15 protein-coding genes are annotated in these 24,045 nt (G+C 71.9%); 8 read left to right on the top strand and 7 right to left on the bottom strand.

Going from position 1 to position 24,045, the window contains the following annotated elements:
- Positions 1-50 precede the first annotated feature (50 nt).
- Both IH48_RS0117780 and IH48_RS0117775 read left to right on the top strand, forming a co-directional pair.
- A complete protein-coding gene (locus IH48_RS0117780) occupies positions 51-1,442 on the top strand; it encodes an MFS transporter (protein ID WP_030904908.1) in 1,392 nt (463 codons plus the stop codon).
- A gap of 124 nt (positions 1,443-1,566) precedes the next feature.
- Complete coding sequence (locus tag IH48_RS0117775) at positions 1,567-3,600, top strand: helix-turn-helix domain-containing protein (RefSeq protein WP_030904905.1); 2,034 nt, start codon at positions 1,567-1,569, stop codon at positions 3,598-3,600.
- A gap of 14 nt (positions 3,601-3,614) precedes the next feature.
- Here IH48_RS0117775 and IH48_RS0117770 read toward each other — a convergent pair whose 3' ends face one another.
- Genes IH48_RS0117770 through IH48_RS0117750 form a run of 5 tightly spaced genes read right to left on the bottom strand, consistent with a single transcriptional unit; the run spans position 3,615 to position 8,504 of the window.
- Positions 3,615-4,781: a branched-chain amino acid ABC transporter permease gene (locus IH48_RS0117770; protein ID WP_078849818.1), complete on the bottom strand. Its 1,167-nt coding sequence runs from the start codon at positions 4,779-4,781 to the stop codon at positions 3,615-3,617.
- On the bottom strand, positions 4,781-5,668 hold the full coding sequence (locus IH48_RS0117765; RefSeq protein WP_030904899.1) for a branched-chain amino acid ABC transporter permease: 888 nt from the start codon (positions 5,666-5,668) through the stop codon (positions 4,781-4,783). Before IH48_RS0117765 ends, IH48_RS0117770 begins: the two co-directional genes overlap by 1 nt.
- Positions 5,668-6,474, bottom strand: a complete 807-nt coding sequence (locus IH48_RS0117760; RefSeq protein ID WP_051839983.1) for an ABC transporter ATP-binding protein — start codon at positions 6,472-6,474, stop codon at positions 5,668-5,670. The genes IH48_RS0117765 and IH48_RS0117760 overlap by 1 nt, the downstream gene beginning before the upstream one ends.
- Positions 6,471-7,262, bottom strand: coding sequence for an ABC transporter ATP-binding protein (locus tag IH48_RS0117755; RefSeq protein ID WP_030904894.1), 792 nt, complete (start codon positions 7,260-7,262; stop codon positions 6,471-6,473). The genes IH48_RS0117760 and IH48_RS0117755 overlap by 4 nt, the downstream gene beginning before the upstream one ends.
- 3 nt (positions 7,263-7,265) lie before the next feature.
- Positions 7,266-8,504 carry a substrate-binding domain-containing protein gene (locus IH48_RS0117750; protein WP_030904893.1) on the bottom strand — a complete coding sequence of 413 codons (1,239 nt, stop codon included), beginning with the start codon at positions 8,502-8,504 and terminating at the stop codon, positions 7,266-7,268.
- A 259-nt stretch (positions 8,505-8,763) separates the two neighbouring features.
- Here IH48_RS0117750 and IH48_RS0117745 point away from each other — a divergent pair, with 259 nt between their 5' ends.
- From IH48_RS0117745 to IH48_RS0117735, 3 genes are all read left to right on the top strand, one after another.
- On the top strand, positions 8,764-9,564 hold the full coding sequence (locus IH48_RS0117745; RefSeq protein ID WP_030904891.1) for a CoA transferase subunit A: 801 nt from the start codon (positions 8,764-8,766) through the stop codon (positions 9,562-9,564).
- Positions 9,565-9,566: 2 nt separating this feature from the next.
- Positions 9,567-10,220 carry a 3-oxoacid CoA-transferase subunit B gene (locus IH48_RS0117740; protein WP_030904888.1) on the top strand — a complete coding sequence of 218 codons (654 nt, stop codon included), beginning with the start codon at positions 9,567-9,569 and terminating at the stop codon, positions 10,218-10,220.
- 192 nt (positions 10,221-10,412) lie between these two features.
- Positions 10,413-14,573, top strand: coding sequence for a beta-galactosidase (locus IH48_RS0117735; RefSeq protein ID WP_030904885.1), 4,161 nt, complete (start codon positions 10,413-10,415; stop codon positions 14,571-14,573).
- 59 nt (positions 14,574-14,632) lie between these two features.
- Here the strand turns inward: IH48_RS0117735 and IH48_RS0117730 are convergent, their stop codons facing one another.
- Positions 14,633-16,081: an FG-GAP and VCBS repeat-containing protein gene (locus IH48_RS0117730; protein ID WP_030904882.1), complete on the bottom strand. Its 1,449-nt coding sequence runs from the start codon at positions 16,079-16,081 to the stop codon at positions 14,633-14,635.
- A gap of 109 nt (positions 16,082-16,190) precedes the next feature.
- Positions 16,191-18,017: a 5'-nucleotidase C-terminal domain-containing protein gene (locus IH48_RS0117725; protein WP_030904880.1), complete on the bottom strand. Its 1,827-nt coding sequence runs from the start codon at positions 18,015-18,017 to the stop codon at positions 16,191-16,193.
- A gap of 191 nt (positions 18,018-18,208) precedes the next feature.
- Here IH48_RS0117725 and IH48_RS0117720 point away from each other — a divergent pair, with 191 nt between their 5' ends.
- From IH48_RS0117720 to IH48_RS0117710, 3 genes are all read left to right on the top strand, one after another.
- Positions 18,209-19,633, top strand: a complete 1,425-nt coding sequence (locus IH48_RS0117720; RefSeq protein WP_051839981.1) for a condensation domain-containing protein — start codon at positions 18,209-18,211, stop codon at positions 19,631-19,633.
- A gap of 345 nt (positions 19,634-19,978) precedes the next feature.
- The gene (locus tag IH48_RS0117715; protein WP_051839979.1) at positions 19,979-23,275 is read left to right on the top strand and encodes a GH92 family glycosyl hydrolase; all 3,297 of its coding nucleotides are present in this window, start codon (positions 19,979-19,981) and stop codon (positions 23,273-23,275) included.
- Positions 23,276-23,474: 199 nt separating this feature from the next.
- Positions 23,475-23,924 (top strand): nitroreductase family deazaflavin-dependent oxidoreductase, encoded by a 450-nt coding sequence (locus IH48_RS0117710; protein WP_030904872.1) that lies wholly within the window; start codon positions 23,475-23,477, stop codon positions 23,922-23,924.
- Positions 23,925-24,045 lie beyond the last annotated feature (121 nt).

The following is a 24,045-nucleotide window of genomic DNA, read 5'->3' as shown; positions in this document are numbered from 1 at the left end:
ACCGTGTGGCGACATCCAACGACCCGTCGTCCAGCCGGAAGTAGTGACCCATGGCCGCCTCGCCGTCCGCTCCACCAGCCACCGCCAGACTGACACGCGTCGTCGCCGCGTCCCTCGTCGGCACCACCATCGAGTGGTACGACTACTTTCTCTACGGCTCAGCCGCCGCCCTGGTCTTCGGCAAGGTGTTCTTCCCCGGCTCCGACCCGCTCACCGGGACCCTGCTCTCCTTCCTGACCTATGCCATCGGCTTCGCGGCCCGTCCTCTCGGTGCCATGGTGTTCGGGCACTTCGGGGACCGCATCGGCCGCAAGAAGCTGCTCGTGGTCAGCCTCATGATGATGGGCGGGTCCAGCGTCCTCATCGGCTGCGTGCCCGGTTACCACACCATCGGCGTGGCCGCGCCTGTCTTGCTGACCGTGCTGCGTCTCGTCCAGGGCTTCGCGCTGGGCGGCGAGTGGGGCGGCGCCGTCCTCCTGGTCTCCGAGCACGGCGACACCAGGCGCCGCGGGTTCTGGGCGTCCTGGCCGCAGGGCGGCGCACCCGCGGGCAACCTGCTCGCCGTTGGTGTGCTGTCGCTGCTCACCGGCGTCCTGAGCCCGTCGTCCTTCGAGGCGTGGGGCTGGCGGGTGTCGTTCCTCGCCTCGTCGGTGCTGGTGGGCATCGGCCTGTGGGTACGCCTGAGTGTGGACGAGTCGCCGGTGTTCAAGGAGGCGCTCGCCAAGGCCGAGGCGCGCAAGGAGAAGGAGGGCGCGGAGCGGCTGCCGCTGGTCTCCGTCGTGCGCCGGCACTGGCGGGACATCGTCGTCGCCATGGGAGCGCGGATCGCGGAGAACATCTCCTACTACATCCTGACGGCCTTCATCCTGGCCTACTGCGTGGACCACCTGAAGCTCGACGAGCAGACGGCCCTGAACGCCGTCCTGATCGGCTCCGCCGTCCAGTTCTGCCTGATCCCGCTCTTCGGGGCGGCCTCCGACCGGCTGGGCCGCAAGCCGGTGTACCTGTTCGGCGCTGTCGGGGTGGGCGCCTGGGCGTGGGCGTTCTTCGCCCTGGCCGACACGAGGTCCTTCCCCGTGCTGGCGGTCGCCGTGACCGTCGGCCTGTTCTTCCACAGCGCCATGTACGCGCCTCAAGCGGCCTTCTTCTCCGAGCTGTTCGCGACCCGCATGCGCTACTCGGGCGCCTCCATCGGGGCGCAGCTCTCGTCGGTGGTGGCCGGTGCGCCCGCACCGCTGATCGCCACCGCGCTACTGGGAGCCTACGGCAGCGCGCGGCCGATCGCCCTGTACGTCAGCGTCGCGGCAGTCGTGACGGTCATCGCGGTCATCGCGGCACGGGAGACCCGGGGCCGCGACCTCACGGCCATCGGGGAGGACGACGGTGGGCGTTCCCCGGCCGGCGCCGCGCCGGCGGGCGAGCGGACGGCTTCGGCCGGCTGAGGCCGGCCGTCCGCTCGTGCCCCTGGCCGTCGCGGCCGAGCCGTTAGGCTTGCCGGGCCCTCGTCCCGGCGGGGACGCGCCGGGACGTCCCCGCACCATCCGTCACGCACCCTGGTGAGCCCCCATGCCCGAAGCCGTCTCCGCCGCCCCGCACCTGAGGCGCCTGCTCGACCTGCTGGCCGCCGACGCGCCCGCCGACGCGCTGAGGGCCGTCGCGGCCACCGCCCGCGGCGCGGGCGTGGGCGCGGCCGACCTCCTCGAAGTGGAGCGTGCGACGGGCTCGGCCCTGCGTGTCAGGGGCTCCCTGCGCCAGCACCGGCGCAGGGAGCAGGAACTGGCCGCCCTGTTCGACACGGCCGGCGACCTGGCCGCGTCCACGGACCTCGACGCCGTGCTGAAGGCGATCGTGCGCCGGGCGCGGATGCTGCTGGGCACCGACACCGCGTACCTGACGCTGCCGGACGAGGAGGCGGGCGACACCTACATGCGGGTGACGGACGGCTCCGTCTCGCCGGTCTTCCAGCACCTGCGCCTCGAACTCGGCGAGGGACTCGGCGGGCTCGTCGCGCAGACGGCGAGCCCGTACGCCACCCCCGACTACCGCACCGACGAGCGCTTCCACCACACTCGCACCATCGACGCCGGTGTCGTCGACGAGGGGCTCGTCGGCATCCTGGGCGTCCCGCTGCTGCTCGGCTCCCGGCGGGGTGGCGCGGGCAAGGTCATCGGGGTGCTCTTCGCCGCCGACCGTGCGCCGCGCCCTTTCGGCCAGGACGAGGTGGCGCTGCTGTCGTCGCTCGCCGCGCACGCGGCGATCGCGATCGACACGGCGGGTGCGCTCGCCGACACCCGGCATGCGCTGGAGGACCTGGCCGCCGCCAATCAGGAGCTGGCGGCGGCCAACGAGGTGGTGCGGGAGCACTCCGCCGCGCTGCAGCGCGCCGAGGAGGCCCATGACCGCCTGACCGACCTCGTACTGCGCGGTGGGGACGTGCGGGACGTGGCGGCCGCGGTCGCCACGCTGCTCGACGGTCCGATCACCATGCACGACCCGGGTGGTGCGCTGCTTGCCGCGGTGCGCCAGGACGGTGGCGAGTTCGCCGCGGGCAGCGTCGACGCCGCGTGGCTGGCCGCGTCGGCGGACGAGTCGCGGGCCACGGCGCGCGCCGTGCACCGTGGCGGCCGGTGGGTGTGCGCGGTGCTCGCCGGCCAGGAGATGCTCGCCGTCATCGTGCTGTACGGCCGCCGCCGGCTGCAGGACGCCGACCGGCGGCTGTTCGAGCGGGCCGGTGTGGTGACGGGGCTGCTCCTGCTGCTGCGGCGCACCGTCGCGGAGACCGAGAACCGGGTTCGCGGCGAACTCGTCGCAGATCTGCTCGAGTTCCCGGAGCGCGATCCGGCGGGTCTTTGCGAGCGAGGACGCCGCCTCGGCATCGATCTGGAGCGGCCCCTGCTGGTGCTGGTGGCGCAGACTTCGGACCGGGCACGGGAGCGCCTGAGCGCCGCGGCGGTTCCGTACCTCTTCGGCCGCAGGCCGGGCAGCGTCGGGGCCGAGCACCGCGGCGCCCTGGTGCTGCTGCTGTCCTGCGGGCCGGGGGACGAACAGATCGGGCCGGGCAGCGCGGACGGCGGTGGCGCGGAGCCCTCGGGTCCGGCGGCGGGGGCGGCAGGGGCTGCGGCCAGGGATGCCGCCGAGCGGCTCGGTGCCTTCGTCGGCGCGCCGGTCACCGTCGCCGCTGCCGGGCCGGCGCGTGGCCCTGCCGCGCTGGCCGCGGCGCACGAGGAGGCGTGCCGCTGCCTGCGGGCGATGCACGTGCTCGGCAGGACGGGCGAGGGGGCGAGCACTCCGGAGCTCGGCTTCCTCGGCGTGGTGCTGGGCGACGGCCACGATGTGGGGGCGTTCGTCGAGTCCGTGCTGGGCCCCGTGCTGCGCTACGACGCGCAGCGCGGCACGGAGCTCGTGCGCACGCTCGGCGCCTACTTCGGCTGCGGGGGGAGCCTGACCCGTGCGAAGGATGAACTGCACGTGCACGTCAACACGGTGGTGCAGCGCCTCGACCGCGTGCAGGCGCTGCTCGGCCGGGACTGGAACCGCCCCGACCGGGCCCTCGAACTGCAACTCGCCCTGCGGCTTCAACTGCTGGCGGTCACGCCCTGAGGCAGGGGCGGGACTCAAGCGTCGTGGCGGCCGCCTGCCCGTGCCGTGCCCGCGGCCTCCCGGGCGGGCGGTGTGGCGTCCGCCGGCCGGGTTCGGGCAGCCTTCTCGCGCCGCGCGGCGGCGATCCGTGCGGGCAGCCGCGCCAGGCCGCCCGGCAGGACGGCGACGACCACCACGAACAGCGCGCCGAGCAGGAACAGCGGCTGGGACAGGGGCACGCGCAGGACGCCGGGCAGCGAGGCGACGGCGCCCGAGCCCGCCACGTCCGAGAGCCGCTGGTCGGCCCAGGTGTAGAGGATGCCGCCGATCATCGGTCCCCATCGGCTTCCCGATCCGCCGAGGACGACCATCACCAGCAGGGAGAGGCTGAAGTCGGTCGTTGTGGTGCCGGGCGTGGCTCCGCCGGTGAGCAGCAGGTGCACCGTGCCGGCGAGCGCCGCGAGTGCGCCGGCGATCACGAACGCCGTCAGTTTGAACCCGTAGGGCCGCAGGCCGAGCACCTCGACGCGCTGCTCGTTCTGGCTGATGCCGTCCCACACGCGTCCGAGCGGTGAGCGCAGCGCCCACGCGCTCACGCCGAGGGTGAGCAGGAGACAGCCCAGTGCCAGCCAGTACAGATCGGCCGTGTGGTCGATCCCGACGAAGCCGCCCGGCAGGAGATCCGCGGGGGCGGCGCGGCCCTCCTCGCCGCCCGTGAGGCCGCCGGGGTCGCGCGAGACGACGATGGAGAAGGCCTGCGCGAAGGCGAGCGTGACCATGGAGAACCCGATGCCGGACACCCGCAGGCTGACGGCACCGAGCGCAGCGGACAGCGCCGTGCCGGCGAGCACCCCGATGAGGGCCGCGACGGGGAACGGCAGGTGTGCTTCGAGCATGACGGTGTTGGTGGCGTACGCACCGAAGGCGAAGTAGAGGACGTGCCCGAAGGAGAGCAGTCCCGCGCGCCCGAGCAGCAGGTCGTAGCCGGTGGCCAGCGCACCGAACAGCAGGCACAGGGCGAGCAGTTGCAGATTTCCCGGGCTGCCGACCGGTCCGGCGAGCAGTCCGGGCAGCGGGAAGGAGCCGAACGGCACCGCGGCGGCGGCGATGAGCAGCGCGGTCGGCCACAGGCGCAGCAGCCCTCGGGTGCCTCGCGCCGGGTGTGTGCGGTCCACGGCGTCGTGCGGCGGGGTGGAGGACATCAGGTGAGCCTTCCCATCAGGCCGCGGGGGCGGACGAGGAGCACGACGGCGAGCAGGACGACGACGGCCAGGTCACCGAGGCCGGCGGTCGTGAAGTAGTTGGCGAACTGCTGGAGGAGGCCGACGGCCACGCAGGCAGCAGCGGCGCCGGTGACCGAGCTCATGCCGCCGACGACGACCACGACGAAGGCGTAGATCAGCAGCGAGGTGCCCCGGCCGGGGTCGACCTCGCCGAAGTACAGCCCTCCGAGGGCGCCGCCGAGCGCGGCGAGGGCCCCGCCGAGCGCGAAGACGAGGGTGAAGGCGCGGCGGACGTCGATGCCGAGGGCGCTGACCATGGCGCGGTCCTGCACACCCGCCCTTACGACGAGGCCCGCGCGGGTGCGTCCGAGCAGGAGGCGCAGCCCCAGGAGGACGGCGAGGGCGCATCCGATCAGCAGGATCCGGTTGGCGGGGACCCGTGCGCCGAGCAGGGTGACGGTCCCGGACAGGGCGTCCGGTGCCGGGAACGTGCGAGCGTCGGTGCCCCAGATGCCGGACAGCAGGGCGGGCACGGCGAGGCCGACGCCGACCGTGGCGAGCACCTGCTCGCGGGGCCTCTCGTACAGCGGCCTTACGACACCCACTTCCAGGGCCGCTGCGGCAAGCGTGCCCGTGGCGACGCCGAAGGCGACGGCGAGGACGAACCCAGCGCCGTGCGGGCCCGCGCCGGGCAGGTTTCCGGAGGCCGCCCACCAGCAGGCGTAGGCGCCCATGGACAGCAGGGCGCCGTGGGCGAAGTTGAGTACGTCCATGAGGCCGAAGATCAGCGAGAGACCGGAGGCGATGAGGAAGTACAGGGCACCGAGGCCGAGCCCGGTCATGGTGAGGAGTACGAGGGTGTCCATCAGGCCTGGGCCTCCCGCGTGTCGGGGTTTTGCGCGGCGCTCGCGCGGGCGCCCGGCGGGTCCTGCCCGCCGCGCGTGCCGCCTTCGGCGACTCCGAGCAGCCGCCGGGTGGCCTGCGGGTCGGCGAGCAGCGGCGTGGCGTCGCCCGCGTACGCGGTGCGTCCGTCGACGAGGACGGCGCAGGCCGTCGCGAGCCGCCTGACGACGGCGAGGTTCTGCTCGACCATGAGGACGGGGATGGCGCGCGCGGCGCGTTCGAGGGCCTCGGCGACCTGGGTGACGATCTTCGGTGCGAGTCCCTTGGTCGGCTCGTCGACGATGACGAGCCGGTTGCCGGCGAGGAGGGTGCGGGCGATGGCGACCATCTGCTGCTGCCCGCCGGAGAGGGTTCCGGCCGGCTGGCCCGCGCGCTGCCTCAGCTCGGGGAAGAGGTCGTGGACCAGGGCGTAGTCCGGAGGGCCTGAGCCGGGCCGTTCGGCGAGTCTGAGGTTCTCCGCGACGGTGAGCGCGGTGAAGACGCCCCGGTCCTCGGGCGCGTAGCCGATGCCCCGGCGGACGAGGGCGTGGGTGCGCAGTCCCGAGACGTCCTGCCCGTCGAGGAGGATGCCGCCGGTGCGCGGGACGAGGCCGAGGATCGCGCGGACAGTGGTGGTCTTGCCGGCGCCGTTCCTGCCGAGGAGCGCGGTGACGCCGTGCGGTGCGACGTCCAGGTGGACGTCGTGCAGGATGTGCCGGCCGCCGATGCGCACGCGCAGGCCGCGCACGGCCAGGAGCGGGCGCGCGGGCGTGTTGCCTGCGACGTTCACAACTCCTCCCCGAGGTACGCCTGCTGGACGGTCTCGTCGGCCATCACGGCTGGCGGTGTGTCGACGGCGAGCAGGCCGCCGTGGTGCATCACCGCGATCCGGTCGGCCAACCCGAGCAGGATGTCCATGTGGTGCTCGACCATGAGAACCGTGCGGCCCTCCTGGTGGACGTCGCGGATCAGGGCAGTCAGCCGGGGCACGTCCTCCGCGCTCACGCCGGCCATGGGCTCGTCGAGCAGGATCAGCCGTGGCCCGCCCACCAGCACAACGGCGAGTTCCAGTTGGCGCCTGCCGCCGTGGGACAGCTCGGCCGCGGGTGTGTCGGCGCGATGCTCGAGGCCAGTACGGCGCAGAACGCGCTCGACCTGGCCGGCGTAGCGGGGCGCGCGCTGCCACAGGCGGTAGGAGCTGCCGTCGGCGGCCTGCGCGGCGAGCCGGACGTGGTCGGCGACCGTCATCGCGGGCCAGAGGCTGGAGAGCTGGAAGGTGCGTCCGAGGCCGAGCCGGGCCCGGGCGTGCACCGGTGCTGCCGTGATGTCGTGCCCGTCCAGAGCGATGGTGCCGCGGGTGGCGGCGGTGATCCCGCTGATCAGGTCGAACAGGGAGGTCTTGCCGGCTCCGTTGGGGCCGATCACGGCGAGGAACTCGCCTTCGCGCACGTCCAGGGTGACGTCGTCGACGATGGCCGCGCCGCCGACGCTCCGGCCCAGGCCGCGCAGGGCGAGGACGGCCCGGGAGGCCGGCGGGGCGGGCTGGGGTGGTGTGTGGGGTGTGTACGTGCGAGCCACGGGTCAGCCCTTCTTCCGGACCGGAGGGGCGACCGCCGAGGCCGGCTGCGTGGACACCAGCCGTGGTTTCGCCGAGGCCCCGCTGCCCACTAGCCGTGCGGTGAACATGGGTTGCAGCAGGGCGTGGTCCGCCGCGCGTATCCGCTCCTTGCCCTTGGGCCCGGCGAAGCTCCAGCCTTCCAGGGCTTTCACCATGGCGTCGGTGTCGGTGGCGCTGCCGGCGTGCACTGCGCGTACGACCATCTGGGCGGCCGTGAATCCGTCCGGGGTGAACAGGTCGGGTGTGCCGCCCGCCTTCCTGACGCCGTCGATCATGGCCTTCTCGACGGGGTTGCCGCCGCCCGCGCCCGGGAAGTAGTGCGCGAGGAAGGACACCTTGGAGGCGGCTCGCCCGAACACCGGGTAGGACGCGGTGCCGGCGAGCCCGGTGACGACCTTGGTGGCGCCGAGCACGCCCTGCTGGTCGAGTGCGGTCCACAGGGCGGGGGCGGTCGAACCGGCCCAGGCGACGAAGACGAGGTCGGGTGCGCCGGCCTTCACCTGGCGTGCGAACGGTGTGAGGTCGGTGGCGCTCGGTGGGGCGAGGACGGCGGTCACCTTCGCTCCGCGGCCGCCGAGCACGCTTTTCACCGCTGCGACGTTGGCCTGGCCGAAGGCGGTGTTCTGCCCGAGGACCGTCACCTTCTTGTTCTCGGCGGCGCCGAGCACGGACGCTGCGGTGAGGGTGTCCTGGTAGGACTGGCGGCCTGAGCGGAAGGTGTAGCGGTTGATGCCGGTGATGTCGTCGGTGGCGGCGGGCCCATCGATGTACAGGACGCGGTTCTGGGCGGCGAGCGGTGCGGTCTGGAGTGCCACCCCGGAGTCCGTCGTGCCCGCGATGATCCGGTATCCGCGTCCGATGAGCTCCTTGGTTTCCGCGACCGCGGTCTGAGGTGAGCCGGTGTCGTCCTTGGCCGTGACCTCGACGCGGTGGCCGTCGACCGTGCCGGTGCCGTGCGTGGCGTACTTCAGGCCGGCGTCGAAGCCCTGGCGGTACTGCTTGCCGTAGGCGGCCAGCAGGCCTGTGCGCGAGTAGACGAGCCCGACCTTGACCGGGGCCGATGAGGAGGATCCTGAGCCCGCCGTTCCCGACGTGCCGGGCGCCGAGCATCCGGCGAGCAGGAGCCCCGCCGCGAGCAGGAGGGGCAGGGCAGGCGCGGAGAGTGATCCGGCGCGGGGTGCGGGTGAGGTCGGCCATCGCATCGTGAGGGGCTCCCGGTGTCGTGCCGTCCGCAGCGCGATCGGCGCACCGCCCCGGGGAAGTTGGCGGGTGGCGCACCGAGCCGCGTGGCTGCCGGCGAAGGGCTGATGTGGCCGAACCGTAGGAGTGGGGCCGCGTGCGGGACATGGTGGCGCGCGCCGCTCCCGGCGCCCTGGGGGTGTCGCCTCGTCACATGGCGAGTGGCCGTGCGGCGCCATGAGGGTGGCTTCGCGGGACCGTACGCCGAGGGAGAGGGAGTTCATGGACAAGAGGGTGCGATCGGCCGCAGCTGCCGTCGCCGACATTTCCGGCGGGGCAACACTCGCCGTGGGCGGTTTCGGGGTGTGCGGCATCCCGTCGACGCTGCTGGCGGCGCTGGTCCAGGCGGGGCCCGGGGATCTGCGTGTGGTCTCGAACAACTGCGGTCTCGACGACTGGGGTCTCGGCCTGCTGCTGCGCGCGGGCCGGATCGCGCGGATGACGTCCTCGTACGTCGGGGAGAACAAGGAGTTCGCGCGCCAGTACCTGGCCGGTGAGCTGGAGGTCGAACTCGTGCCGCAGGGCACTCTGGCGGAGCGCCTGCGCGCCGGCGGGGCGGGCATCCCGGCGTTCTACACGCCGGCGGGGGCGGGCACCCAGATCGAGGAGGGCGGCCTGCCGTGGCGCTACGCGGCGGACGGTTCCGTCGCCCGGTGCTCGCCGCCCAGGGAGACGCGCGAGTTCGGCGGCCGGCAGCACCTGCTGGAGGAGGCGCTCACCACGGACTTCGCGCTGGTGCGCGCTGCGGTGGCGGACCGTCACGGCAACTGTGCCTTCCATGCGGCCGCCCGCAACTTCAACCCGTTGTGCGCGATGGCTGCGCGGGTGTGCGTGGTCGAGGCCGAAACCATCGTGGAGGCGGGCTCTCTGGACCCGGACTCCGTCCACCTGCCCGGCGTCTTCGTCGACCGGATCGTCCAGGCGGACGTGGCGGACCGGCGCATCGAGCGGCGCGGCTCCGCCTCTGCGGCGGCGCCCAACCACGCGCCCGCGACCGGGTACGCGGCGACGAAGGAGATCTGAGCGTGCCCCTCGACCGCGCCCGCCTCGCCGCCCGTGCCGCCCGCGAACTGCGCGACGGCCAGTACGTCAACCTCGGTATCGGGCTGCCCACGCTGGTCCCCGACCACCTGCCGCCAGGCACCCATGTGGTGCTCCATGCGGAGAACGGCCTGCTCGGTGTGGGGCCGTCGCCCCGCGCGGGCGAGGAGGACCCCGATCTGATCAACGCGGGCAAGGAGACCGTCACCCTGTTGCCCGGCGCGTCCACGTTCGACTCGGCGCTGTCCTTCGGGATGGTGCGCCGAGGCCGCATCGACATCTCCCTGCTCGGGGGGATGCAGGTGTCGGCCGGCGGGGACCTGGCGAACTGGAGCGTCCCCGGCAGGATGATCAAGGGCATGGGCGGCGCGATGGACCTCGTCCACGGCGCACGGCGGGTGATCGTCGTCATGGAGCATACGGCGAAGGACGGGTCTCCGAAGATCGTGGACGAGCTGAGCCTGCCGGCGACCGGGCGCGCCGTCGTCGACCGGGTGATCACCGACCTCGCCGTCCTGGACGTCACCCCCGAGGGGATGGCCGTCGCCGAACTGGCGCCCGGGGTCACTCTGGACGAGGTCAGGCGGGCCACGGCGACGGATCTGGCGCCGGCGGCCGGCCTGGCGGGCGCCGGCTGACCCGGTCCCGACAAAGGTGTGTCCGCCTGGTTGCGCTCAGCGAGCACCGATGCAACACTCCCGAACGACAATCAACTCGTTCGCACATTTGCGCACAATCGTGGGGGGCGTCCGGGGTGTTGGCGGGCAGCGTGTTCCTCCGGGCCCCGGCCGCCGCCTCGCGTGCTCCCGTACCTGACGTGGAGGTGGGTAATGCCGGTTCACCGCTTGCGCCGCCGCATACTGCGGCGCTTCCTGTCGGTCTGCGTGACGCTGGCGCTCGCGGCCGGCCTGGGCGCGGGCCTGGGGACCGGCGCGAGCGCCGCCACCCGCGCCGCTTCTTCCGCCCGTCCGGCGTCCACCGCGGTGCGCGCCGGGAAGCCCGGCGCGCACACCGTCACCTACGACGGATACTCCTTCAAGATCGACGGCAAGCGCACTTACCTGTGGGCGGGCGAGTTCCACTACTTCCGGCTGCCGAGCCAGGACCTGTGGCTCGACGTCCTGCAGAAGATGAAGGCGGCCGGGTTCAACGCCGTATCGCTGTACTTCGACTGGGGCTACCACTCGCCCGCGCCCGGCGTCTACGACTTCACCGGTGTGCGGGACGTGGACCGGCTGCTCGACATGGCCGACCGGCTCGGCATCTACGTGATCGCACGCCCGGGCCCGTACATCAACGCCGAGGTGGACGGCGGCGGTTTCCCCGGGTGGCTGTCCACGAAGGCGGGCAACACCCGCACGGACGATCCGGCGTACCTCAAGTACAGCGACGAGTGGCAGACGCGGATCGACCGCATCATCGCCCGCCATCAGCTCACCAACGGCACGGGCTCGGTGATCGAGTACCAGGTCGAGAACGAGTACTACAACGGCAGCGAGTCCGGTCGCACGTACATGAAGCACCTGGAGGACAAGGCCACCGCGGACGGCATCACCGTGCCGCTCGTCGGCAACAACAACGGGACGTTCAACTCAGGTGACGCGGCCCTCGACGTCGACGGGGCCGACTCGTACCCGCAGGGCTTCAACTGCAGCAACCCCACGCGGTGGAGCGGCGTCCCGGACATCAGCTACGACCATCCGGCCGGCAAGCCGCTGGAGACGGCGGAGTTCCAGGGCGGCGCGTTCGACCCGTGGGGCGGCCCCGGTTACGACAAGTGCGCCCAGCTGATCAACGACCGATTCGCCGATGTCTTCTACAAGCAGAACATCGCGGTCGGCGCCACCTCGCAGAGCTTCTACATGACCTACGGCGGCACCAACTGGGGCTGGCTCGGCGAACCGGAGAACTACACGTCCTACGACTACGGGGCGGCGATACGCGAGACACGCCAGCTCGACCCGAAGTACGGTGAGGACAAGCTGATCGGCTACTTCACCCAGTCCGTCTCCCCGCTCACCAAAACGGACCCGCTGCCCTCGGTCCCGACGGGCAACAGCCAGATCGTCGACACGGCGCGCATCAACCCGGACACCAAGACGCAGTTCCACGTGGTGCGGCACGCCGACTCCACGGCGACGAGCACTGACAGCACGCATCTCACGATCGATCTGGGCGCGCACTCCGGCTACACACACGACGACACCGACTCCGCCCTCACGTACAAGGGCTCCTGGTCGCACGTCGGCGCCGAGCAGAACTACACGGGCGGCGACTACCAGCACACCGAGTCCTTCACGGACACCGCCGGCGACAGCGCGAGCATCGACTTCACCGGCACAGGCGTGAAGTGGATCAGCAACCTCGACGGCAACCACGGCACCGCGGACGTCTACCTGGACGGCACAAAGGTCAAGACGGTCGACCTGTACGGCGCGAGCAAGCGCAACCAGTACGTGGCTTACGAGGCGCACGGCCTCAGCAACGGCCCCCACACGCTGCGGATCACGGCGACCGGCGACAAGAACCCTGCCGCGTCGGGCACGTTCGTGACGATCGACGCCATCGACGTCACCACCGGCTCGGCCGGGAGCGCGCCCGTCTACACCGTGCCGCAGCAGTCCGGTACGGCGCTCACCCTCGACGGCCGCCAGAGCAAGATCATCGTGGCCGGCTACGACCTCGGCGGCAACGCGCTGCGCTACTCCACCTCGGAGATCATGACGCAGGCCGAGGTGGCGGGCAGGGAGATCGCCGTGCTCTACGGGGACCACGGCAGCGACGGCGAGACCGTGCTGCACTACGCCTCCCGGCCCACCGTGACCACGAGTGGCGGGAAGGTGACCACGACATGGGATGCGAAGACGGGCGACCTGAGGCTCAACTACCAGCACTCGGGCCTGACCCGGGTGCAGATCGGCGGCGGCCATCCGCTGATGCTGCTGCTCGCGGACACCGCGACCGCGAAGACCTTCTGGCGACAGGACACCGCCGCGGGCCCCGTCCTCGTGCGCGGCACGCACCTGCTGCGTGGCGCGGTGTCGCACGGCGCCCACCTCGCGCTGACCGGCGACAACGGCAGCGGCAAGAGCATTGAGGTGTTCAGCGGCGCCAGGTCGGTGTCCTGGAACGGACGGCCTGTGCACACGCACGTGACGCCGACCGGCAGCCGCACGGGGGCCATCGCCACCGCGGCACCGATCACGCTGCCGAAGCTGACCGGGTGGAAGCACGTCCAGGGATCGCCCGAGGCGCAGCCGGGATTCGACGACTCCAGCTGGCAGGTGGCCGACAAGACCACCTCGAACAGCACCACGAGCCCCGCGAGCCTGCCGGTGCTGTTCGCCGACGACTACGGCTTCCACACCGGCAGCACCTGGTACCGGGGGCGCTTCGCGTCCACCGGCAAGGAGAGCGGGATCACGCTGTCGACGCAGAGCGGCGGTGGCGCGGCCGCGTCCTCGGTGTGGCTCAACGGCACGTTCCTGGGCAGCTCGACCGCCGACGGCAGCAAGACCTACCGCTTCCCCGCCGGCGCGCTGAAGGCCGACGGCGACAACGTCGTGTCGGTGCTGACGGTCGACATGGGCCACGAGGAGGACTACAACGAGTCCAACGGCAACAAGGCGGCACGGGGCCTGATCGGCGCCTCGCTCACCGGAGCCCCGCTCAACACCGTCACGTGGCGGCTGCAGGGTGTGCGCGGCGGCGAGAACCCCGTCGACACCGTGCGCGGCCCACTGGCCACCGGCGGCCTGTACGGCGAACGCGCCGGGTACATGCTGCCCGGCCACCCCACCCGCGGCTGGAAGCCGGTCACCCTGCCGGCCACCGACACCACGCCCGGTGTGTCCTGGTACACCAGCAGAGTCAAGCTCGGCCTGCCGAAGGGCCAGGACACGTCACTCGGGCTCACCATCACCGACGACCCGTCACGCAAGTACCGCGCCGAGATCTACGTCAACGGCTGGGACATGGGCAACTACGTGAACTACAAGGGACCGCAGACGAGTTTCCCGGTCCCGGACGGGATTCTGAACCCGCACGGCTCGAACACCGTCGCCATCGCCGTGTGGAACCTCGACGGGAAGACCGGCGGGCTCGGCAAGGTCGCACTGACGAACTACGGCAGCTACGCGTCCTCGCTCAAGGTCGCGCAGAACGACAGCCCGCGCTACGACGCGTCGCGCTACCGGATGCCTGCCGCGCCCGGCGCGTCGCTCTCCCTGGCCGTGCCCGGTTCCGTGGAGCCCGGCGGGCAGTTCACCGCCACGGCGACCGTCTCCGTGCCCGCGGGCAGGCCGACGGCCGAGCACGTCACCGCCGCGCTGACGGCTCCGGACGGCTGGACGGTCGACGAGCGGTCCACACCACCGTCCGTCTCCCGGATCCCCGCGGGCGGCTCCGCGACCTTCCGCTGGCAGGTCACCGCCCCCGAGGACCTGTCCAAGGTCAGCGACCTCAAGGCGGCCGTGCGGCTCACCCAGCACCACAGGACGGCGAGCGTGCACGACGAACGCGTCGTCAAAACTGTCCCCGCGCCCCCGCCCGCGGGCACCGACCAGGTCAGCGACCTGACGTTCCTCTCGGCCACCAACGGCTGGGGACCCGTGGAGCGCGACCAGAGCGTCGGCGGCACCGCCCCCGACGACGGGACACCCATCACCCTGGCCGGAACCGTCCACGCCAAGGGGCTCGGCACCAACTCGCCCAGTGACGTGCAGGTGTACCTGGCGGGGCGGTGCAGCCGGTTCACCGCGACCGTCGGGGTCGACGGCGGCGACCCGGGGACCGTCACGTTCTCGGTCCTGGTGGATGGCAGGACCCTCACCACGACGCCGGTGCTGCGGGGCAGTTCGGCGCCGGTGGACATCGACGTGCCCGTCACCGGGGGCCAGGTCCTCGACCTGGTGGTCGGCGACGGCGGCGACGGGAACGGCAACGACCACGGCGACTGGGCCGACCCGGTCCTCACCTGCCCCGCCGGGTGACACCACGGCGGGCCGGGCGCGTACCCGCACGGCCCGCCGCGGTGTGGCGCGCCGCGGTGCTAGCGGAGGTCGGCGCCGAAGGCGGCGCCCGTGGCAGGGGCGTTGATGCCCTTGGGGCCGACGACCAGCGCCCCGGCCGCCACCAGTCCCTTCCCCGTGCCGCGTACGGACCACACGGCGCCGTTGCCGCCGTCCTCGTGGGGCGCGGCACCCGCCAGGTCGGCGTGGCCGTCGCCGGTCACGTCGTCGAGCGCGACCCTGCCGCCGAAGTGGTCGCCCGTCTCGGCCGTTCCGGGGATGCCTGCCGTGTCCTGGCTGACGCCCTGCGCACCCACGCCGCTCAGTCCCTCCAGGCTGCCGCGCAGGAGGATGATGTTGCCCGCTGCGACCTTGCCGTTCGTGGTGCCGAGCGTCTCGCCCGGCACGCCGACCGCCACGTCCTCGATGCCGTCCCCGTCGACATCGCCGACGGCCAGCGAGGCGCCGAACCCGTCGCCGGACTCGTTGGCACCGGGAACACCCGGGCTGTTCTGGTCGATGACGGGCCACTGATCCGACGGTTTCGGTCCGTCGGCCGCTCCGTAGCCGATCCTGAGCCGTCCGGCGCCGTAGTCGCCGCCGCCCATGAGCACGTCGCCGAACCCGTCGCCGTTGACGTCACCGATGGCGAGGGAGATGCTCGCAGGTGGCGCCTCGCTGGTCAGTTGGGTGCCGTTGCCCAGTCCTGAGGCACCTGCCGTGTACAGGGCCGTGGCATAGGCGCCCTCGCCGGTGTACTCCAGCGCCACGAGGTCGTCGTGGCCGTCGCCGTTGAGGTCGCCCGCGGCGACGGCGCGCATGTCGAAGTACTTCTCGTTCTCGCCGAACGTGTACGAGGAGGCCGGGTGGCCGGCTCGCGAGATGGGGCCGTTCCACACCACGGCTGTCGTGCCGAACGGATCGTCGTTCGAGGAGGCGGCCGTGTCCATGAGGGCGACGTCCTGCGCCCCGTCGCCGTTGAAGTCACCTGTGGCCGCGAGCGAGCCGGGGACCGCCGTAGCCCCGGACAGCCCATCGGGGCCGCCCCAGAGGATGACCGACCGGGTGCCGGGCCCGTCGGAGTTGCCGACGACGAGATCGGTGTACCCGTCGTCGTCGAGGTCGGCCGAGGTGACGGCGTACCCGAACGACTCGTTCGGCTTCGGACTGCCCGGCACGCCGCCGGTGTTGCGGCTGATCACCGTGCGACGGTCGAGTGCGAGGCCATCGACCGACCCGTACATGACGGCGACGTAGCCGGCATGGGCCGCGCCGGCGACCGCGGCCTGTGGCGCGCCGATCACGAGGTCGGGGTAGCCGTCCCCGTTGAAGTCCGGCTGCGTCGCCGAGAACGGCACGGCCGGCCGCTGGGCCGGGGCGGTCGTCGCGGCGGCCCGGCCCGCGCCCAGGGCGCAGAGGCCGCACGCGAGCAGGGCTCCCGTGAGTGCTTGCGCGCCGAGGCGTGTGGTGGGTGTCCGGGTACGGAACATTCGATGCCCCCCAGGTGAGTTCTTGGGTCACCAGTCAGACAAGCCGGGCAGCCCGATGGTTGCCCGGTGCGTCCGTACGTCCGTACATCCGTGCGTCCGTTCGAGTCCGTCAGAAGACCGGGGCACCGTCCCGGACGAGGCGCCACGTGTCGCCGCCGAAGGCCGAGGGGTCGATGGTGCCGTTGGCCTGGACCCAGGCGATGATCGTGTTGCGGATCTCGTCGCTGCTCGACCAGATCGACTGGGCGGTGGCGATGTGCGGATAGCCGCTCCCGCCGCCGGAGCGGTAGTTGTTGACCGCGAGGACGAACGAGGCGGCCGGGTCGAGCGGTGCGCCCGCATGGGTGAGATTGACGATGCGCGACCCCTCCGGCTGGGCGATGTCGATGTCGTAGGACAGGCCGCTGAGGATGTCGTAGCTGAAGTCGGGGATACCGTTCGCGTTGGTGATCTTCGCGGGATCGGCCGGGTCGCCCGGCGCGGTGCGGGCGAAGTACCGGGCGGACCACTCCAGGTAGTCCTTGACCTGGGCCCCGGTGAGGATCTTCGCCTCCAGTGTGTTCTCGTACACGTAGAGCCCCGCGACGTCCCGCAGCGAGACCTGGCCTGCCGGAATGGACGCCGTGCGGGAGAAGCAGGAGGCCTCGGAGAGCACGGGGAGGTCCGCGTACTCGCCGTCTGCCAGCGCCTTCGTGACGGTGTCGGTCTGCACGCGGTTGACGAAGTCGATGATCGGGGTGTCCTCGTAGGTGGACTCCGTGGCGCTCATGGCGACGGCGCACGTGCCGACGATCTGGTTGACGTAGGTGACGACCGCCTCGTGCTCCGCCTTGACGAGCGAGGCGACGCGCGCGTCCTCCTCGACGTCGGCGGCGTTGCGGACCCCGGCCGTGACGGCGGTGACCTCCCAGCGCCCGTGGCGCAGTTCGAGGTCGAAGTCGAAGACGCTGAGCCGCATCCCCCACATCAGCGGCTCGGAGAGCACGACCTGCTTGCCGGTCTCCTCGTTCGTGACGATCGTGCAGGGCCGTTCCACGTGCGTGTGGCCCACGAGGATCGCGTCGATGCCGGGGACCTGGGCGGCTACGAGCGAGGAGGCGTTCTCCGGGTAGGGGATCGCGTCGCCGTACGTGGTGGCGCCGTCGAGACCGGAGTGGTCGGTGCAGAAGACGACGTCGCAGCCGAGGCTGCGCAGCTTGGGTACGTAGATCTTCGCCTGCTCGACGAGGCCGGGGAAGACCATCTTGCCCTGCACGTTGGCCTTGTCCCAGATGGCGATGCCGGGGTTGGTCAGGCCGAGGATGCCGACCTTGATATCGGGGCCGCCGGGGACGTGCACGCGCTTGACGAGGTAGGGCGCGAAAGCGGGCCTGCGTGTCTTGGCGTCCAGCGCGTTGGCCGCGAGGAGCGGGAAGTCGCACTGGGCCTCGAAGGCGCGCAGCAGCGGGATGCCGTAGTTGAACTCGTGGTTGCCCAGGGCGGCCGCGTCGTACTTCATGTGGTTCATGGCCAGGGCCATCGGGTGCGTGGGAGGGCGCTTGCCGTCGCCGCCGGTGATCGGGTCGACTCGGGCGTAGTAGTAGGACAGTTGGGTGCCCTGGATGATGTCGCCGGCGTCGACGAGGAGCGTCCTGTCGCGGCCGGCCTCCTCGCGTGCCCGCTCGACGAGGGTGGCGACCTTGGCGAGGCCCACGTCGTTGTGCGCGGCGTCGTCGTACTCGGCATTGGTGAAGTAGTCCCAGTTCAGCACGTGTCCGTGCACGTCCGTCGTGCCGAGCACCCGCAGCGAGGCCGTGTGCGCTCCCCTGCCCCGGCGGTGGCCGCCCCGCGGCGCGGCCTCGGCCGGGTCCGCACCGGCGATCGCTCCGCCGGCCAGGGCGACTCCCGCTCCTGTCGCGGCGGTCCGGTTGAGGAAGGTTCTGCGGTCGATCGGCATGCGGAGCTCCTGTCAGGCGACTGAGAATCAGCGACGCGCGTAGATTGTGCACTGCCCGGCGCGCGTGCGGTAGCCCTGGGAGAGGCGCCCTTCGGCCGGACCGCACTCCCCCGGTACCCACGCCGAACACTCTTGCCCCTTCGGGGATCACGTGCCCGTGCCAGGTCAGGGTCGTTGGGCCCGATGTGAAGATGACCGAACTCGACCAGTATCTCGTCCGTCCCGGGCAGGTGCGGGAGTGGACGCTGCACGCTCCCGCGATCACGGCCGCACAACAGGCGGAGCGTGACGCCGTACCCCCGTCGTACAACCAGGAGTCCCACGTACTGACGGTGGCGAGACTCCAGGAGCGCGGGGTGCGCACCCCCGACTGGGGTGGCGTGGCCTTCGAGATGCCGGGGGAGCTCCGGGTGGAGGCGTTCGGCAGGGCGCTGGTGAACTGGATCGGCCGGCACGAGACCTTGCGCAGCGGATTCCGCAGGTCGGGCGAGGAGTTGCACCGCTTCACGCTGCCCCAGGACGTCGTCGGGGTGGAGAGTTCGGTGCTGGGCAGCTTCCGCGACGCGGCGATCCTCGGCCGGTTCCTGCGCGACCGGCTGGACGCGGCGACGCACACGCTCAGGTGGCCGAGCTACGTGGTGGAGACCGTCCAGCGGGCCGGTTCCGCGACGGTCGTGCTGGCCTTCGACCACACGCAGACGGACGGCTACACGCTGTTCGGCATGGTCCACGAGATCCGCGAGTTCTACCGCGCCGCCCTCGAACGGCGCGAGCCCGCGCTGCCGGACACGGGCAGCCACGTCAGCTACAGCCACGAGCAGCGCGCGGAAGCCGCGCTGGTGGGCCGGGACCACCCCGCGGTCCAGCGCTGGGAGCGCTTCATCGCCGACAGCGGCGGTCGGCCTCCCGGATTCCCGCTGCCGCTCGGCACCACGGGTGAGGAACTGCTCCCGCAGAAGTCCCTGTTCGCCTGGCTGCTCGACCCGGGCGAGACGGACGCGCTCACTCAGGCGTGCCGGTCGGCTCACGCGGCGCTGCCCGCCGGGGTGCTGGCGGCGAATGCCCTGGCGGCGCGCGAGCTGGGCGCGCCCTCGCCGTACCGCACCGTGATGCCCTTCCACACCCGCTCGCGCTCGGAGTGGTCCGCCTCGGTCGGCTGGTACGTGGAGGGCGGCCCGGTGGAGATCGACCTGACGCCGGAGTGCGACTTCCGCTCCGTCGCGCGCCGCGCCCAGCGCTCGGCCCGGGAGGCCAGGCAGGTGGCGCGCGTGCCGTTCTTCCGGGTGTGCGAGCTACTGGGGATGGACTTCAAGAGGACGACGCCCGACCCGTTCTCCCTCCTGTCGTACATGGACGTGCGTGACTCGCCCGGCGCCGCGGAGTGGGAGGGGTGCAACGCGCGGGCGCTGCTGAGGCTTTCCGACAGCGGCAAGGCGTGCCTGTGGGTGGTGTGCACGCGGGAGGGCCTCTACCTCTTCGCCCGCTATCCCGACACGGAACTGGCCGCCGCCAACATCGGGCGTTACGTGCGGCGCGTCGGGGAGATCCTGCGTACCGTCGCCCACCGCGGGAACTTCACCGGCGCCGTGCTGCGGCCGGTGCCCTCCCCCGCATGACAGCGCTCGTGTGACGGCCGCCGTGAGGGCCGCCGTGTGAGGGCCCGTACGCCCGGTGCGGTCACCGGGCGTACGGGCCCTCCGCACGAGGGCGCGTGCGGCCGTCGCGGGACGCGGGGTCGCGGTTCGCGTGCCGGACACCCTTGACACTTCCTGATCAAGCAGGAAGCATCCTCCCATGAATTGACAACGTTGTCGGGTGGCTGACCCCCACTCAGGCCCGGTCGCGTTGCCGTCCGTCACCAGGGAAGGGCAAGAACGGTGTCAGACACCCGGGAGCGCCGTACGGCCTCCAGACGGCGCCGGCTGAGAAGGGCGGGGCTGGGCTCCGTCGCGGTCGGCGCCATGGCGGCCCTGGGGGCCGCCCTCACCGTGGCGCCGGCCTCCGCCGCCACCATGTCCCACGCCGGCCGCGGCATGGTCCACAACCCCGTTCCGTACGTGAACCCGCTGATCGGCAGCTCCAACGCGGGCAACACGTACCCGGGCGCGGTCCGGCCCTTCGGCATGCTGGCGTGGAGCCCGCAGAACTCGACCGGCAACCAGGTGTCGACCCCGGCACCCGGCGGCTACCGCTACGACGCCAACAAGATCCGCGGCTTCAGCCTCACCCACCTGAACGGCGTCGGCTGCTCAGGGGCCAACGGCGACATCCCCATCATGCCCATCGTGGGGAACGTGACGTCCTCGCCCACCGCGGACACCAAGGACGCCACCTACGCCTCGACGTTCTCCCACGCGAACGAGTCCGCGAGCGCCGGCTACTACAAGGTGGGTCTGGACAGCGGTGCGAGCGTCCGCCTCACCACCACGGACCGTACCGGAACCGGGGAGTTCGGCTTCCCGGCCGACAAGCCCGCGAGCATGCTCTTCCGCACCTCCAACTCGGAGAGCGGCAGCACGGACGCGACCGTGCACATCGACGCCGCGGCCCGGACGGTGACCGGCTCGGTCACCGCGGGCAACTTCTGCGGGCCGCAGAGCGCGAACAACCGCCACGACCTGTACACGCTGTACTTCACGGCGCACTTCGACAAGCCCTTCGCCGAGGTCGGCACCTGGAAGGACGGCACCCTCGACGCCGGCTCCACATCGGCCGAGGGCGGCACCGGCTACAGCTCTTCGGGCAATCCCGTCGCGGGCAAGGGCTCGGGCGGCTTCGTCACCTTCAAGAAGGGGACGAAGAATGTTCAGGCGAAGGTGGCCGTGAGCTACGTCAGCGAGCGGAACGCGGAGGCGAACCTGCGCGCCGAGAACCCACCCCGGCTGTCGTTCGGCGCGGTCAAGGCGCGCTCGGCCGACGCCTGGCGGCGGGCGCTGTCCAAGATCCAGGTCGGCGGCGGCACCGACGACCAGCGCAGCACGTTCTACACCGCGCTGTACCACTCGATGCTCGAGCCGACGCTCACCAGTGACGTGAACGGGCAGTACCTCGGCGCCGACCGCAAGACGCACCGGCTCGCCAGGGGCCAGCACGCGCAGTACGGCACCTTCTCCGGCTGGGACCAGTACCGGGCCCAGGTGCAGCTGCTGACGCTGCTCAATCCGACGGCGGGCAGCGACTACGCGCAATCGCTGTACAACTACGCGAACCAGCGTGGCGGCGAATGGGACCGCTGGCTGCTGGAGAACGGCAAGACGAGCGTCATGTCGGGCGACCCGTCGGACGCCGCCCTCGCCGGCATCTACGCCTTCGGCGGCCGCCACTTCGACGTGAAGGGCGCCCTGAAGTCGCTGGTCAAGGCGGCCACCGTGCCGACCGCCAACGACTCGAGCAGCGCGGGCTGCAACGTCGAGTGCGTGGGTCAGCGGCCGGCTCTCGACCAGTACCTGAAGCTGGGGTACGTGCCGGCCGACAACTGCCACTGCTGGGGTGGCGCCGCGGAGACTCTGGAGGACTCGGCCGCCGACTTCGGCATCTCCGAACTCGCGGGAGCCACAGGCGACCGCAAGGACCAGAAGGACTTCCTGGCCAGGTCGGGCAGTTGGACCAACGTCTTCGACCCGAACGCGACGCCCCAGGGCGGCTACATCCGCGACCGGCGTTCCGACGGCACCTGGTCCGGCACGTTCACGCCCGACACCGGCAGCGGCTTCGTCGAGGGCACCAGCGCCCGCTACACCTGGATGGTGTACTCGGACGTGGCGGGCCTGGCCGCCGCGATGGGCGGCGACAAGGCCGCGGTGCAGCGTCTCGACGCCTTCTTCAGGACGCCGGACGGCAAGTTCGACTTCTCGGCCAAGGACGGCACTCGGTACGACCCGACCAACGAGCCGGACATCAACGCGCCCTACCTGTACGACTACCTCGGCGCCCCGTACAAGACGCAGGAGACCGTGCGGGCCGAGATGGACCAGCTGTGGACGAACACGCCCGGCGGCATCCCGGGCAACGACGACGCCGGGACCATGTCGTCCTGGTACGTCTTCTCCGCGCTGGGCATGTACCCGCAGGTCCCCAGCCGAGCCGACATGGTGCTCTCCGCGCCTCTGTTCCCGCGCGCGGTGGTCCACACCGGCCACGGCAGGACCATCAGGGTCAACGCACCCAGGGCCTCGGCGTCCAACACGTACATCCAGGGGCTCAGGGTCAACGGCAGGAGCTCCGGCAAGCCGTGGGTGCCCGCGTCGTTCGTCAGCAGGGGCGGGACGCTGGACTACACGCTGGGCAGCACGCCCGACAAGGCGTGGGGCAGCGCCGCCTCCGACGTTCCCCCGTCGTTCCCCGGTGGCGGCACGCGCCTGTTCACGGGGGTCGGCACGGGCTCGCTGAAGGCGGTGCCCGGCGGTGACGCGGCCGCAACGACCGTGCGGGCGCAGACTATCGACGACCATGCCACCACGGTGCACTGGACGGCGAAGGCGCCCACGGGTGTCACCGTCACCCCGTCCCAGGGCGACCTCGCGGTGCCGGCCTCGGGCTCGGCGAGCGCGAAGGTGTCCGTGAAGGCGGACGCCGGCACCAAGCCGGGGTTCTACACCGTGCCCGTCACCTTCTCCTCCGGAGGCAAGGAGCTGCGGGGATCGTCGGTGTCCGTGACGGTCGCCCCCGAGAACAGCGTGCTGTGGAACCTCAACAGCAAGGGGGTCTCGGACGACGCGAAGCCGCAGGGCAACTTCGACGGTGAGGGCTGGAGCTACTCCGCCCAGGCGCTCGCGGCCGGGGGCGCGGTCCCGGGCGGCACGGTGTCGGCCGGCGGCTTCTCCTTCACGTGGCCCGACGTCCAGCCGGGCGACCCGGACAACATCCAGGTCACACCCGGTCAGCCGGCCACCGGCCAGGTCGTCGCGGTGCAGCCGGCCGCGGGTGCGACCAAGCTGAGCCTGCTGGGCAGCGCCGCCGAGGGCACGGCCAAGGGCACGGTCACGCTGACGTACACCGACGGCACGACGCAGCAGGCGGACATCGGCTTCAGCGACTGGACCCTGGGGGGCGGCTCGCAGCAGCCGTCCTTCGGCAACACGGTCGCCGTGAAAACCTCGTACCGCGACACGCTCAGCAGCGGGCCCGACCCGGTGGGCACGGACGTCTTCGCGACGGCACCGATCGCCCTGCAGGCAGGCAAGCAGCTGGCGAGCGTGACACTGCCGTCGACGGTGTCCGGCGGCGTGATGCACGTGTTCGCGGTGGCGACCGCGTAGCGGTCGCGTTCAGCCGGCACTCGGCCGGGGGTGGTCGCAGCCGATTCGGTGCGGCCGCCCCCGGTCTTCGGTGCCAGGGGGCCGTACGGGCACCCACGCGGTCGGCGTGCCACACCGAGCATGGCGGGAAGCGGCTCGACGGGCCGGGCGGCTGGTATCGGTTGTCACGTCAGCGAACGACGCACGAAAGGCGGTCAGCATGCCGATGGACGGCTCGTACGAGCCCAGCTCCTCCTCGATGGCCAGGGACCAGGTGGCGCTCATCGAGAGCAGCGGAGGGGCCGAAGGCACTCTTCTGAAGGGACGGCCCGTGGTCGTCCTGACCATGCGCGGCAACAAGTCGGGCGCCGTCCGCAAGACCCCGCTCATGCGAGTGGAGCACGACGGGCGGTACGCGCTGGTCGCCTCCCTCGGCGGCGCGCCGCGCCACCCGGTCTGGTACTACAACCTCAGGGCCGACGCGCATGTGCAGATCCAGGACGGCCCGGCGCGCGGGGACTACGTGACACACGAGGCCTCGGGCGCGGAGCGCGACGAGTGGTGGGAGCGGTCCGTCGAGGCCTACCCCGACTACGCGGACTACCAGCGCAGGACGGACCGGGTCATCCCGGTGTTCGTCGCGGAGCCGGCGGACCGGGCGGCGCGCTGAGCCCGGCCGCGCCCGGGCTGTCGATCGAGTACGCGGCTTGCCCGGGCCGGCCGTGCCGCCGCATCTCATCACCCACCAAATCGGTGCGGAGGGGAATAATCAGTACGGAATACGCGTCAGG

The organism is Streptomyces sp. NRRL F-5126, assembly GCF_000721265.1.
In the GTDB taxonomy this organism is placed as follows: domain Bacteria; phylum Actinomycetota; class Actinomycetes; order Streptomycetales; family Streptomycetaceae; genus Streptomyces.
This window is presented reverse-complemented; position numbering and strand designations above follow the sequence as displayed.

Bases quoted from the DNA above. Each gene is read 5' to 3' on its own strand.
- IH48_RS0117770 (WP_078849818.1), bottom strand. From the start codon at position 4,781: ATGTCCTCCACCCCGCCGCACGACGCCGTGGACCGCACACACCCGGCG.
- IH48_RS0117710 (WP_030904872.1), top strand. From the start codon at position 23,475: ATGCCGATGGACGGCTCGTACGAGCCCAGCTCCTCCTCGATGGCCAGG.
- IH48_RS0117720 (WP_051839981.1), top strand. From the start codon at position 18,209: ATGACCGAACTCGACCAGTATCTCGTCCGTCCCGGGCAGGTGCGGGAG.
- IH48_RS0117750 (WP_030904893.1), bottom strand. From the start codon at position 8,504: ATGCGATGGCCGACCTCACCCGCACCCCGCGCCGGATCACTCTCCGCG.
- IH48_RS0117745 (WP_030904891.1), top strand. From the start codon at position 8,764: ATGGACAAGAGGGTGCGATCGGCCGCAGCTGCCGTCGCCGACATTTCC.
- IH48_RS0117780 (WP_030904908.1), top strand. From the start codon at position 51: ATGGCCGCCTCGCCGTCCGCTCCACCAGCCACCGCCAGACTGACACGC.
- IH48_RS0117715 (WP_051839979.1), top strand. From the start codon at position 19,979: ATGGCGGCCCTGGGGGCCGCCCTCACCGTGGCGCCGGCCTCCGCCGCC.
- IH48_RS0117725 (WP_030904880.1), bottom strand. From the start codon at position 18,017: ATGCCGATCGACCGCAGAACCTTCCTCAACCGGACCGCCGCGACAGGA.
- IH48_RS0117765 (WP_030904899.1), bottom strand. From the start codon at position 5,668: ATGGACACCCTCGTACTCCTCACCATGACCGGGCTCGGCCTCGGTGCC.
- IH48_RS0117730 (WP_030904882.1), bottom strand. From the start codon at position 16,081: ATGTTCCGTACCCGGACACCCACCACACGCCTCGGCGCGCAAGCACTC.
- IH48_RS0117775 (WP_030904905.1), top strand. From the start codon at position 1,567: ATGCCCGAAGCCGTCTCCGCCGCCCCGCACCTGAGGCGCCTGCTCGAC.
- IH48_RS0117735 (WP_030904885.1), top strand. From the start codon at position 10,413: ATGCCGGTTCACCGCTTGCGCCGCCGCATACTGCGGCGCTTCCTGTCG.